The sequence below is a fragment of the Streptomyces sp. RB17 genome (assembly GCF_009604455.1).
Classification (GTDB): domain Bacteria; phylum Actinomycetota; class Actinomycetes; order Streptomycetales; family Streptomycetaceae; genus Streptomyces.
This window is the reverse complement of the sequence record NZ_WEGL01000003.1, coordinates 551634-564219: the sequence shown is the minus strand read 5'-3', so window position 1 is coordinate 564219 and position 12586 is coordinate 551634. Positions and strand designations below refer to the sequence as shown.

The following is a 12586-nucleotide window of genomic DNA, read 5'->3' as shown; positions in this document are numbered from 1 at the left end:
ACGCCATGCACGCACTCTCGCCGCACCGGACCCAGGCCCAAGTACATCCAGTACGAGGGCCAGGGTCCGGCACGCCGAGAGCACGCACCTGACGCCGCAGGGCCCGCCCTTCGGGCGGACGGCTGGAGTTTGACGACAGGGCCTAGGACACCCGGGTCGCCCCCGCGAACGGCATCAGGTCGACCGGGGCCAGCCGGACCGGGGCCGAGGGGTTCGGGGCGTGGATGATCTGCCCGTTGCCCACGTAGATGCCCACGTGGCTGATGCCGGAGTAGAAGAACACCAGGTCCCCGGGCTCGAGTTCGGAGCGGGAGACACGGCGGCCCGCGTCGATCTGGGCGTAGGTGGTGCGGGGCAGGGAGATGCCGGCGGAGCGGTAGGCGGCCTGGACCAGGCCCGAGCAGTCGAAGGCGTTAGGGCCGGCCGCGCCCCACACGTAGGGGCTGCCGAGCTTGGCGTAGGCGTACTCGACGGCGGCCTCGGCGCGCGCGTTCGGGGCCGCGGCCGACCCGGCCTGTTCCAGCGGGTCCCGGGTGTCCGAGGCCGAGCGGGATGCACGGCCTCGTGCGCTGCCGTCACCGGTGACCTCGGACCGCTGCTGCGGAGTGAGTCCCGCCAGCAGCCGCCGGGCCTCGTCCAGCTTGGCGTTGATGGTCTTCTTCTGCCGTTGCAGTTCGGCCTGCCGTGACCGCAGCGACGTCAGCTCGAGGCGTGCCGCGCCCCGCAACTGCTCGATCTCCCGCAGCTGTCCGCGCACCCGGGACACGGCGGCGGCCTGCCGGTCGTCGGCCCGTTCCATGAACGCGGCGTCGTCCAGATACCGGTCGGGGTCGCCTGACAGGGCCAGCTGCCAGGTCGGCGCGAAGCCGCCCTCGCGGTACTGCGCCGCCGCGAACGAACCCAGCGCGTCCCGGGCGGTGTTGAGGTTCTGCTGCTTGCGGGCGGTCTCGTCCCGCAGCGCGTTCAGCCGCCGCTGCGTCGTGTCCGCCTTCTCCTTCACCCCGTCGTACTTCTCGGTCGCTGCCTCCGCCTCCTGGTACAGCTTGTCCACCTTGGCCTTCACCTGTGCCGGCGTCAGCTGTGGCTCGGCGTGTCCGGTCCCGTCGAACCCCGTCGCGGTGGCCGCGCCCGCCAGGGCGAGCGTGGCGGCGGTGCGGGCCGTATGGCCGCCCATCGAGCGTTGCCGGGGCTTACGGTGCGCTGCCACCTGGACCGTCACGTCCTTCCGTACGACTCGCACGCCCGAGAGGTCCGTCCGGCGGCGGCCCGCACAGGGGAAGCGGGTCACCGCCGGACCCTTCTCGGCGGTGGTGGCCGACGGCCGCCCCTGGCCCGGGCGGCGGTGGGAAGCCGGTCACCTGGGGGAGGACGCTAGGCCCGACTGTGACGAGTGGGTAACGCAGTGTACGGAACTGGCCTCGAGCGATCGGGGTGTGACCGCAAGTGACCGCATGGCCGTTCCGGAGTCGTCGCCTTCACACGGCGAGGTGACCGAAGCGCGGAAAGCGGGACGGACGGGAGGCGTGGGGTGCTATGGGGCGCATATATGCAAGATCACCCCGCCGTCGCCGACCACTGTGACCGGGGGCCGGTGGCAGGAGGCCCCGGGGCCCCTGGTTAGGCTCCGAGCCCATGGACGTACTCATCCATCTCTTCGTCGGCCTGCACATCATCGGCATCGCCGCGCTGCTCGGCGGTTTCCTCACCCAGATGAAGGCGATGGGCCAGGGCACGGCCCGGTTCGTGCCCGCGATGCTGCACGGCGCGCTGACCATGCTGGTCACCGGTGTGGCTCTGGTCGGCCTCAACCAGGCCGACGACCACCACGTCAACACCGTCAAGATCGGCGTCAAGCTGGCGGTGCTGATCGTGATCCTCGGGCTGGTCTACGTGAAGCGCGACGAGGAGAAGATCGACAAGGGCGCGTTCGGGCTGGTCGGCCTGCTGACCATGGCGAACATCTTCATCGCCGTCCTGTGGACCTGACGGTCAACCGCCCCCTTCGCCAGTGCGGGCCGCGAGCAGCGCACCGGCGGCGACCGCGAGCCACACCGCCACCGCCGCCCACAGCAGCACCCGTCCCGGCAAGGTGAGCCACGGGACGCCGAGGGCGGTGTCGACGGACAACGTCGCCACCGCCGTCATTCCCATCGGGAACACCGTCGCCCACCGCAGCACGTGGTAGCCGGGCCGGGGCCGCGCCGCCTCGGCGGCCAGCAGTACGACGTAGCAGACCAGATCCAGCACGAGCAGCGTGACCGTCACGTTCCGCAGCACCCCGCGGTCGTCGGCGTTCCACAGGTACATGCCGGCGTCCCCGGCGATGAGCAGGTTCGCCCCGGCCAGCGCCGAGATCGCGAGCGCCCCGCCCGCGATCCAGTGGTCACCCGCCCCCTCCAGCACCTGTCGTGGATCGAAGTGGGTCAGCGCCAGGACGTAGAGCACCAGACCCAGCCAGAACAGCACCAGCGCGGTGTGCGCGAGCCACGCCGCGCGCTCGGCCGTGGCCAGCGTGGCGGCCAGTACGGCAAGCCCCTCGGTGGCCACGCAGCACAGGAACACCGCCCCCGGCATGCGCCGCCTCCAGCGCCGTACGACCAGGACCAGCAGCACCGGCCAGAGCAGCGCCGCGAGCGCCAGCAAGGCCTCGGCCGCGGTCTGCGCGCCCACCGCCGAGATCCGGGTACCGAGCACCGTGGTCGCGGCGACGGAGGTGAGCCCGCCCGGACTCTCCGCCTCGGTCACCCAGCGCTGCCGGTCACCGACCAGCCGCAGTACGAACTCGGCGGCCAGCGCGGCCCAGGCGACGCACGCCATCGCCAGCACCACCCGGGAGACCGTCTCGTCGCCGGTCATGTGCAGCCCCACCGACACGATGCCGGTCGCCATCACGGCGGCCCCGGCCGCGGGGGAAGGCTCCGCCCACCACACGCGTGGACCTGAGATGCCGGGCATGCGCCCGATGCTAGGCAGCCGTGCGGTCCCCTCCGGAAGGGCACGCGCGCGTGAAGAGCAAAAACGCCGGTACGCGTGCGTGGGGGCAAGGGAGAGGGCGCGGCTCCGGGGGTGGGGAGGCCGCGCGCGGGACGTCGGGACAGGGAAGGCGGCGCGCGGGGCGCGGGTGCCCGGACGCCGTGCACGGGCTTGTGAGTCGGCGGCCCCGGGCGCGGCGCCCACGACTCCCGCACGCGCGTGTGCACATCCGATGCGGCGGCACGCGCGCGTGGAGCGGGAAGGGCAGAGGCGCGCCGTTGTGCCGGGCCGGCGGTCAGCCGGGGCGGACCACGCTGTGGATGATCGACTCGCCGCCGTAGTAGATGGACTCCTCGCGGACGTACGCGCCCGGCTTCGGGGCATGGATCATCATGCCGTTGCCTATGTAGATGCCGACGTGGCTGATGTCGTCGTAGAAGAAGACCAGGTCGCCGGGCCGCGCGTCGGCGAGTGAGACCGTGGTACCCGCGTTGACCTGGTCGTACGTGGTGCGCGGAAGCGTGACGCCGGCGGCCTTCCAGGCGGCCTGGGTCAGGCCCGAGCAGTCGTAGGAGTCCGGCCCGGTGGCGCCCCACACATACGGCTTGCCCATCTGCGCGCGGGCGAAGGCGATCGCCTTCTCGGCCTTGGTGTCGTAGGAGCTGGACGCGGTGGTGGACCCCGTCGAGCCGGACCCCGCCGAACCGGACCCGGACCCCGTGGACGCGGACGACGAGTCGGCCTGCTGCTGAGCCGCCTGCTGCTTCGCCAGCTCGGCCGCCTTGCGCGCCGCTTCCTGCTCCTTCTGCCGTTCGATGGCGGCCAGCCGCGCCTTCTCCTGGGCCGTCAGCTGCGACAGCAGCTCGCGTGCCGAGGCCAGCTTCTTCTGCACGGTGGCCTTGGCGGTCTGCAGGTCGTGCTGGGAGTCGGTCAGCGTCTGCAGGCTCTCCGCGGCCTGCCGCCGCTTCTTCATGGTCGCGGCCTGCTCGCCGATGTAGTCGTCGACCGCGCTCTTCTCCCGCGAGGTCAGCCGGCCCATCAGCTGGGTCTGGTCGAAGTAGTCCTGCGGGTCATTGGCCAGCAGGAAGGTGGCCGTGTCGGGAGCGGCGGCGCCGGTGCGGTACTGGGCCGCGGCGAAGGAGCCCAGCTCCTCGCGGGCCTTGTTGAGGCGTGCGGTGCGCCGGGCGACGTCGTCGCGCAGGGCGTCGACGCGGCCCCGCTGTTTGCCGGTCCGCTCCTTGGCCGCGTCGTACTTCTCGGTCGCCGACTCCGCCTGGCGATAGAGCTCGTCGACCTTCTTCTCGACCTCCTCCAGGCTCGGCTTGGCGTGATCGGTACTCGGGGCGGCCTCTGCGGTCTGCGAGAACACGGCCATGGAGGTGAGGGCGGCGGTGGCGAGGGCGGGGGTGCGAAGGCCCGTTCCGATGGTCCCGCCGGGGCGCGGCTTGCGGTGCGACGCCAAGGGAGGCGACTCCTTCCAATGGGCCGCCTACCGGGTTAGCTGTCGGGTTCGGGCGGTGGTTCGGAAGGGTTGCCCTACGGCGGCGTCCCGGATGGGAGCCGACCGATTCACCCCAAAGTCGGTGGGTCCCCGGCTCCGGGCGCCATGCGCGGCGCGCCGGACTCGGCGGAGGCCGCGCGACCCGGCGAGGCTCGCCGGTAGGGGTCGTACGGCCCGCACGCACGCTAGCCAACTCGTGTGACTCCTGTGAAGGTTGGTGCGTGATATGTCCGATACATTTTCGTGACCTGAGGCGGGTTTCTTCTCTGTGTCATCGCACGGTTCCCCTGCGTGAGCAGGTCGCGGGCCCGTCGGGCGGTTAAGATCAACTCCGTTCCGGACCGGCCATGTTCCGGGGACGGCGACCGGTTGTCGGTGGGGCGCCCTAGACTCGTAGAGCGATGAGCAGCCTCTTTGACGACAGCTTCCTGGCGGACCTCCAGGCCCCTCGCGGGCGCGAGGAGGAGCCCCCGCCACCGCCCGAGGACGATCATGCTCCGGAGCCGGTTCCGGACGATCTGTTCGGCGGGAAGTTCGACGTGCCGCAGGACCGGGACGTGTACTACCGCGACGGCGCCCCACGTCCTGCCCTCGACTCGGCGGCCCTGCTGGAGGGGCTGAACGACAACCAGCGCGCCGCGGTCGTGCACGCCGGCTCCCCGCTGCTCATCGTCGCCGGTGCCGGCTCGGGCAAGACCCGCGTGCTCACCCACCGCATCGCCCACCTGCTCGCCGAGCGGCATGTGCATCCGGGCCAGATCCTCGCGATCACCTTCACCAACAAGGCCGCGGGCGAGATGAGGGAGCGCGTCGAGCAGCTGGTCGGCCCGCGCGCGAACGCGATGTGGGTGATGACCTTCCACAGCGCGTGCGTGCGCATCCTGCGCCGGGAGAGCAAGAAGCTGGGCTTCACCTCCAGTTTCTCCATCTACGACGCCGCCGACAGCAAGCGCCTGATGGCTCTGGTCTGCCGTGACCTGGACCTCGACCCCAAGCGCTTCCCGCCGAAGTCGTTCAGCGCGAAGATCAGCAACCTGAAGAACGAGCTGATCGACGAGGAGGACTTCGCCGCCCAGGCCACCGACGGTTTCGAGAAGACCCTCGCTCAGGCCTACGCGCTCTACCAGTCGCGCCTGCGCGAGGCGAACGCGCTCGACTTCGACGACCTGATCATGACGACGGTCAACCTGCTGCGCGCCTTCCCGGACGTCGCCGAGCACTACCGCCGCCGCTTCCGGCACGTCCTCGTCGACGAGTACCAGGACACCAACCACGCCCAGTACGCGCTCGTGCGCGAACTCGTCGGCACGGGTGAGCCCTCCGCCGAGGAGGCCGACACCCCGCCCGGCGAGTACGACCTCCCGCCCGCCGAACTGTGCGTCGTAGGTGACGCGGACCAGTCCATCTACGCCTTCCGGGGCGCGACGATCCGCAACATCCTCCAGTTCGAGGAGGACTACCCGAACGCGACGACGATCCTGCTGGAGCAGAACTACCGCTCCACGCAGACCATCCTGTCCGCCGCCAACGCGGTCATCGAGCGCAACGAGTCCCGCCGTCCGAAGAACCTGTGGACCAACGCCGGCCAGGGGGCCCGGATCACCGGTTACGTCGCGGACACCGAGCACGACGAGGCACAGTTCGTCGCCGACGAGATAGACCGCCTGGTCGACGCGCGCGAGGCGAAGGCGGGCGATGTCGCCGTCTTCTACCGCACCAACGCCCAGTCCCGTGTCTTCGAAGAGGTCTTCATCCGCGTCGGCCTGCCCTACAAGGTCGTCGGCGGTGTCCGCTTCTACGAGCGCAAGGAGGTCCGGGACGTCCTGGCCTATCTGCGCGTCCTCGCCAACCCCGAGGACTCGGTGCCGCTGCGCCGCATCCTCAACGTTCCCAAGCGGGGCATCGGTGAGCGCGCGGAGGCGATGATCGACGCCCTCTCCCAGCGCGAGAAGATCAGCTTCCCGCAGGCGCTCAAGCGCGTGGACGAGGCGTACGGCATGGCCGCGCGCTCCACCAACGCCGTCAAGCGGTTCAACACGCTGATGGAGGACCTGCGCACGATCGTCGAGTCCGGCGCGGGCCCCGCGACCGTCCTGGAGGCGGTGCTCGAACGCACCGGCTATCTGGCCGAGTTGCAGGCCTCCACCGACCCGCAGGATGAGACCCGCATCGAGAACCTCCAGGAACTCGCGGCCGTGGCCCTGGAGTTCGAGCAGGAGCGCGCCGAGGGAGAGACCGGCACGCTCGCGGACTTCCTGGAGCAGGTCGCCCTGGTCGCCGACTCCGACCAGATCCCCGACGAGGACGAGGACGGCTCCGGCGTCATCACCCTGATGACCCTGCACACCGCCAAGGGCCTCGAGTTCCCGGTCGTCTTCCTGACCGGCATGGAGGACGGTGTCTTCCCGCACATGCGCGCCCTCGGCCAGACCAAGGAGCTGGAGGAGGAGCGGCGCCTGGCGTACGTCGGCATCACGCGCGCGCGGGAGCGGCTCTACCTCACCCGGTCGGCGTTGCGCAGCGCCTGGGGCCAGCCGTCGTACAACCCGCCCTCCCGCTTCCTGGAGGAGATCCCGGCGACCCATGTGGACTGGAAGCGGACGGGAGGGGCTGCGCCGGTGTCCTCCGGCCCGGCCTCCGGGATCGCGGCCTCGCTGTCCTCGACCCGCTCGCGCTCCTCGGCGTCGGGCGCCTCCGGGTTCGCCACGCGGCGCACCACGGAGAAGCCGGTGGTCGCCCTCGCCGTCGGGGACCGGGTCACCCACGACCAGTTCGGGCTCGGCACGGTCGTCGCCGTGAAGGGCACGGGCGCGAACGCGGAGGCGACGATCGACTTCGGCGACGCCAAGCCCAAGCGGCTGCTGCTGCGGTACGCGCCGGTGGAGAGGCTGTAGGGGAGAAGCCGTAGGGGACTGGGGGGCGGGAAGCCCCCGGACCCTACGTCGGGTCGAGGCCGTGGCTGCGCAGCCACGGCAGCGGGTCTATGGCCGCTCCGCCCGCGGGCCGTACCTCGAAGTGCAGGTGCGGACCGGTTGAGTTGCCGGAGTTGCCGGAGTAGGCGATCGGCTGGCCGGCCTTGACGGACGTCCCGGCGGGGACGCGGTAACTGGACAGGTGGCAGTACCAGGTCTGCGTGCCGTCCTTCGCCGTCACGATCATCATGTTGCCGTAGGCGCTGTTCCACTTGGTGGAGACGACGCCGTCGGTCGCGGCCATCACCGTGGTGCCGTACGCGACCGGGAAGTCGATGCCCGTGTGCACGGACATCCAGTTCACACCGGCCTGGCCGAAGTAGGCGCTGAGCCCCTTCTGCGTGACCGGCAGCACGAACTTGGGGCGCAGCCGCTCCTTGAGCGCGGCCTCCGCGGCGGCCTTCTTCTTCTCCAGCTCCTGCTGGTTCCTGAGGTCGATCCGCTCCTGCGTACGGCTCGCCCGGTCGGCGAAGTCGTGCGCGCCGGCGGACAGGGTGTTGAGCTGGGTGTCCAGCCTGCTGTTGGCGACCGAGGCCTTGACCGTGTGCGCGTCCGGGGCGGAGGCCGTGGTGTCCTGGCCGTCGTCGGTCAGCGCGCCGACCGAGGCGGCGGCGATCCCGGCAACGCCCATGACACAGGCGGAGGGCACGGCGACGGTCAGCAGCGCGGAGCGCTTGGCGGTCGTACGACGGCGGGAGCGTGCGGCACTTCGCGCGCCGGTGCGGGGCGCCGGCGCGCTTTCTTCCTGCTCGTCCAGCAGCTGGGCGGGGCCGGGCTGTTCACCCGTGGTGACCGACTCGTCGTCCCCGGCCCCCGGTTCGTCGAAGGCCGTGTCCGTGTACGGCGTATCGCCCTCGTACGACGTGTCGTTCGCATAGGGCGCGTCGTCCGCGTACGGCCCCTGGTGCTGGTACGGCACCTGCGGGAAGGCCGCGGTCGCCTGCGGGCCGCCGACCTGGTCGAACAGGGCGGTGGCCGGCTGGTCGAACGGTTCGCCGGCCTGCTCGGCCTCCGCCGGCACGGTCTGGCCGCCGGAATTCCACTGCGTGGCGTCGAACGTGCCCGACTCGAAGGTCTGGGTGCCCCACGCCCACTGCTGGGTCGGTTCGGCGATGCCGGACTGGTCGGGCTGCAGCCAGGCGCCGGCGTCCCACTGGCCGCTGATGTCGTTGCCCGTCGCCTGAGCGGGGATGGTCCAGCCAGTGGCGTCGTAGGCGCCCGAGTCGTAGGCGGCGTGGTGCTGGGCCGCGTACGGGTCGTGGCTCAGGGCCTGGCCGGTCTGCCACTGCGTGCTGTCGTACGCGCCGGTGCTCTGTTCGCCGGGCATGCTGCCGAAGAGCGGGTCCGCGGAGAAGGTGCCGGTGCCGTCCGGAAATCCGGTGGTGCCGTAGCCGTCGTACGTGGTGAAGTCGCCGTAAGGGGCTCCATTCGTCCCGTACGGCGCGTAGTGCGCGGCAGAGGCGTCGGAAGCCGGGGCCGGGGAGGTCATGGTCCCCGACGGGTGACGGTCGTTCACCAACTTCTCTTTCGCCTCGACAACAGGGGCTGCCAGAGCAGTGCGGTGACTGTACCCGCCGGTACCTGGGCGCGACAATCTTCGGCTGGTTTCGCGCCCGCCGTAAACGGGCATTCAGCGGCGTTTCGGGGGGCGCGGGACACGAGTTTGGCCGAGAGTTCGATTGGCGTTCGATGTACGGCGACTGTTCGTCACCTGTACGTCACTCCGCCGCCGGATATGTCACGCCACCGTCAGACCGCCGGCGACCCGGTCCCCGGGGCTCGGGGAGTCGAGGACCTCGCGTATTCCGGCCGCGACGGCCGGGTGCACGGGCAGGGCGAGATGCCCGATGCCGGTCACCCGGACGTTCTGCACGTCGAGGTCGGGGTGCTCCAGGCAGGCCGTCTGCAGGGGCACCATCACGGAGTCCAGGTCGCTCCAGAAGCTGATGAACCTTGTACGGCAGCCGGGCGCGGGCCGGGCCAGCTGCTCGATCACCCCCGAACCGGGCCGCATCTGGCGCACGATCGGATGGGCGTTGGCCAGTGGCGCCGCGCTGGTACCCGAGTGCGGTGTACCCAGTGTCACGAGGATGCGCACCCGCAGGTCACCGCCCAGGCACTGCACGTAGTAACGGGCGATCAGCCCGCCGAGGCTGTGCCCCACGATGTCGACCTGGTCGCTGCCGGTGCGCTCGCAGATCTCCTCGATGTGCCGGCCGAGCAACTCGGCGGCGGTGCGGATGTCGCAGGTCAGCGGAGAGTAGTTGAGCGATATGACGCGCTGCCCGCCGTGCTGGGCGAGGTTGCGGCGCAGCAGCAGGAACACCGAGCGGTTGTCGATGAAACCGTGCAGCAGCACCACCGGCGGGCCGGACCGGACCGGCAGCTGGGCGGTGCCGTCACGGGCGGGCAGGGCGGGGGCGCGGCGCTCCTGGGTGAGACCGGTCGGGTACAGCAGGAGGTGGCCGGCCAGGATCACGGCCTCGAGGGCGGTCGCCTTCAGCAACGCCACGGAGATTCCGGCGAGTCTGCCGGGCCACAGGCGCCGGCAGAACGGGAGAAAGAGTGGCAGTACCCCGGTGACCTTCATGGGCCGACCTCCTGTCGGCACGCCGGAGGACGGCTCGGTCCCCCGTGTGCCCTGATGTCCCACCATGTGATTTCCCCCTCGCTGCGCACCGTAAAACTGCCGGTTGCGGGATGCTGGAGATAACGTTCGTTCACTTCGCGACGGGTGGCGGAACGCGCCAAAAGTGCGGTACTTGTCGTTACGGACGGAAGCGACCGCTTCCGGGGTCGTTTGATGGAGGCAGTGATGGGTGTGGCAGCCGGTCCGATCCGCGTGGTCGTCGCCAAGCCGGGGCTCGACGGCCACGATCGGGGGGCCAAGGTCATCGCGCGGGCCCTGCGCGACGCCGGTATGGAGGTCATCTACACCGGGCTCCACCAGACGCCGGAACAGATCGTGGACACCGCCATCCAGGAGGACGCCGACGCGATCGGCCTGTCCATCCTCTCCGGCGCGCACAACACGCTGTTCGCGGCGGTGATCGACCTGCTCAAGGAGCGCGAGGCCGAGGACATCCTCGTCTTCGGCGGCGGCATCATCCCGGACGAGGACATCCCGCCGCTGAAGGAGAAGGGCGTCGCGGAGATCTTCACGCCGGGCGCGACGACCGCGTCGATCGTGGAGTGGGTGCGGGAGAACGTCCGTCAGCCGGCCGCCTCCTGAGGCTGAGCCGACGGTTGCGGTGAGCGGGGGCCGGCGTCCCTGGGGACTGGGCTCCCGGACCCCCGGACGGCCTGCCGGCCTCGTCCTTGGACTCCGGACGGGCTGGTGATGCCGGCCGGCGCCAACTCGCGGGCCATCTCCGCCCGCAACCGCAACGTGGTCACCAGCCGCTGGAACGCCTCCGCCCAGTAGCCCCCGGCTCCCGGCGCGGCGTCCTCCCGTTCGTCGGGTATCGCCAGCAGCGCCTCGAGCCGGGCGGCCTCCGTGGGGTCCAGGCAGCGCTCTGCCAGTCCCATCACCCCGCTGAAGCTCCAAGGGTAATTGCCCGCGTCCCGCGCGATGTTCAGCGCGTCCACGACCGCCCTGCCGAGCGGTCCGGCCCAGGGCACCGCACACACCCCGAGCAGCTGGAAGGCCTCCGACAGCCCGTGCGTGGCGATGAACCCGGCCACCCACGCGGCCCGTTCCGCCGGGTCCAGGGCGGCCAGCAGCTTCGCGCGTTCCGCCAGCGACACCGCGCCCGGCCCGCCGGCCTCCGGCGCCGAGGGCGAGCCGAGCAGCGCTCTCGACCACTCGGCGTCCCGCTGCCGGACCGCCGCCCGGCACCAGGCCGCGTGCAGCTCGCCCTGCCAGCCGTCCGTCACCCGCAGGGCCACGATCTCCTCCGCCGTCCGTCCGCCGAGCCGTTCCGGCCAGGTGCGGAGCGGGGCGGCCTCCACCAACTGTCCCAGCCACCATGAGCGTTCCCCTCTGCCTGCGGGAGGTGCGGCCACCACACCGTCGCGCTCCATACCGGAGTCGCACTCGAGCGGCGCCTCCACCGCGATCGCGGGCGAGTTCCCCGTGCGGTCGAGGGCCACGCACGCCGCGGCCCGTACGGCCATGCGCGCGGCGAGCGCCGAAGCGGGCAGCGCCGACAGCAGTTCGGCCGCCGTCGCCCGTACATTGCGGCTGCGGTCGCCCAACGCCTGCTCCAGGAACGGCTCGTCCTCGGCGGACAGGCCCGTGCGCAGTGAGTCGAGGAACATCAGCCGGTCCTCCGCCCGCTCCGTCGGCCAGGTCGACGCGAGCAACTCGCGCGCGAGCGCGGGCGTACCGGCGCGCAGCGCGCCCAGCAGGGCGACCCGCTCGGCGAACAATCCCTCCAGCCACAGCCTGCGCACCGCCTCGGTGTCCCCGGGGCCGGGCAGCGTGGCACCGCCGCCGGGAGCCGCGCGCAGCGCGAAGCGCCAGTCCGTGTTCAGCCGGGCCAGCCACGGCGCCCGCGGGCCCGCGAACGCCAGCGCCGCCGGGCGCAGGTCCGTTCGGCCCCGGGCCGCGTCCAGCAGGGCGGGAAGGGTCTGCGGGGGTGCCGCGTAGCCGTGCGCGTTGGCTGCCGCGAGCCACTGTGGGAGCAGCTCCATGAGATCCGGTGAGCTGCCCCGACGGCCACCGTTTCCGCCACCGGAACGGTCGGCCAGCAGCGCGGTGAGTCTGCGGGCCGCCGCGGGGGGCAGGGCCGGACGGGAATCCTCGGGCGCCGGGTCCGGCCGGCTCGCCGCCCGCGCGGGCCGCAGCCCGGCCCGCCGCCGTACGGTCGCCACGGCGGCCTCGTCGAGCAGTGCCAGGGGTGCCTCCCGGCCGGATCCGGCGTATGCGGCGGGGCGCCGGTCGGTGCCGAGGAGGGCAGTGGTGACCAGGTCTTCCCAGGAGCGTGCGGGTGCCGTGGTGGTCACGCCGGTCGGGGTCGTGCCGTTCATCGCGTTTCCTTCCTTGGGAGCGTCCGAGGAGTGCCGGCGCCTTCCGGCAGGCCAGTAGCAGGGGCTTCGCCCCAGACCTGTCCACGGGCTCCGCCCCCGCCTCCTGGACCCCGTTTCGCCCACCCACCACCCACTCGGCCGGCGGCCCCGACCAGTCCGCAGGTGTCCG

Annotated in this window: 9 protein-coding genes and 1 riboswitch; of the genes, 3 read left to right on the top strand and 6 right to left on the bottom strand. The window is 71.7% G+C overall.

Annotated features, from left to right (window positions below):
- Window positions 1–142: 142 nt before the first annotated feature.
- Entirely contained in the window at window positions 143–1207 is a 1065-nt protein-coding gene (locus SRB17_RS16220; RefSeq protein WP_323375657.1) for an NlpC/P60 family protein, read from the bottom strand.
- A 425-nt stretch (window positions 1208–1632) separates the two neighbouring features.
- Here SRB17_RS16220 and SRB17_RS16215 point away from each other — a divergent pair, with 425 nt between their 5' ends.
- The gene (locus SRB17_RS16215) at window positions 1633–1986 is read left to right on the top strand and encodes a hypothetical protein (protein WP_153539160.1); all 354 of its coding nucleotides are present in this window, start codon (window positions 1633–1635) and stop codon (window positions 1984–1986) included.
- A 3-nt stretch (window positions 1987–1989) separates the two neighbouring features.
- On the opposite strand, the gene SRB17_RS16210 is transcribed toward SRB17_RS16215, so the two are convergent.
- Both SRB17_RS16210 and SRB17_RS16205 read right to left on the bottom strand, forming a co-directional pair.
- A complete protein-coding gene (locus SRB17_RS16210; protein WP_153539158.1) occupies window positions 1990–2955 on the bottom strand; it encodes a tellurite resistance/C4-dicarboxylate transporter family protein in 966 nt (321 codons plus the stop codon).
- 313 nt (window positions 2956–3268) lie between these two features.
- Window positions 3269–4435, bottom strand: a complete 1167-nt coding sequence (locus SRB17_RS16205) for a C40 family peptidase (RefSeq protein ID WP_153539156.1) — start codon at window positions 4433–4435, stop codon at window positions 3269–3271.
- A gap of 7 nt (window positions 4436–4442) precedes the next feature.
- Window positions 4443–4613: riboswitch (cyclic di-AMP (ydaO/yuaA leader) on the bottom strand.
- Between the two features lie 262 nt (window positions 4614–4875).
- Between SRB17_RS16205 and pcrA the strand changes: the two genes are divergently transcribed.
- Complete coding sequence (pcrA, locus tag SRB17_RS16200) at window positions 4876–7368, top strand: DNA helicase PcrA (RefSeq protein WP_153539154.1); 2493 nt, start codon at window positions 4876–4878, stop codon at window positions 7366–7368.
- Window positions 7369–7411: 43 nt separating this feature from the next.
- Here pcrA and SRB17_RS16195 read toward each other — a convergent pair whose 3' ends face one another.
- Entirely contained in the window at window positions 7412–8962 is a 1551-nt protein-coding gene (locus SRB17_RS16195; RefSeq protein WP_323375655.1) for a M23 family metallopeptidase, read from the bottom strand.
- A 222-nt stretch (window positions 8963–9184) separates the two neighbouring features.
- Window positions 9185–10036 carry an esterase/lipase family protein gene (locus SRB17_RS16190; RefSeq protein ID WP_153539150.1) on the bottom strand — a complete coding sequence of 284 codons (852 nt, stop codon included), beginning with the start codon at window positions 10034–10036 and terminating at the stop codon, window positions 9185–9187.
- Window positions 10037–10261: 225 nt separating this feature from the next.
- On the opposite strand from SRB17_RS16190, the gene SRB17_RS16185 reads away from it, so the two are divergent.
- The gene (locus SRB17_RS16185; protein WP_153539148.1) at window positions 10262–10678 is read left to right on the top strand and encodes a cobalamin B12-binding domain-containing protein; all 417 of its coding nucleotides are present in this window, start codon (window positions 10262–10264) and stop codon (window positions 10676–10678) included.
- On the opposite strand, the gene SRB17_RS16180 is transcribed toward SRB17_RS16185, so the two are convergent.
- Complete coding sequence (locus SRB17_RS16180) at window positions 10660–12417, bottom strand: DUF5691 domain-containing protein (protein WP_228396084.1); 1758 nt, start codon at window positions 12415–12417, stop codon at window positions 10660–10662. The genes SRB17_RS16185 and SRB17_RS16180 overlap by 19 nt on opposite strands.
- Window positions 12418–12586: the final 169 nt, after the last annotated feature.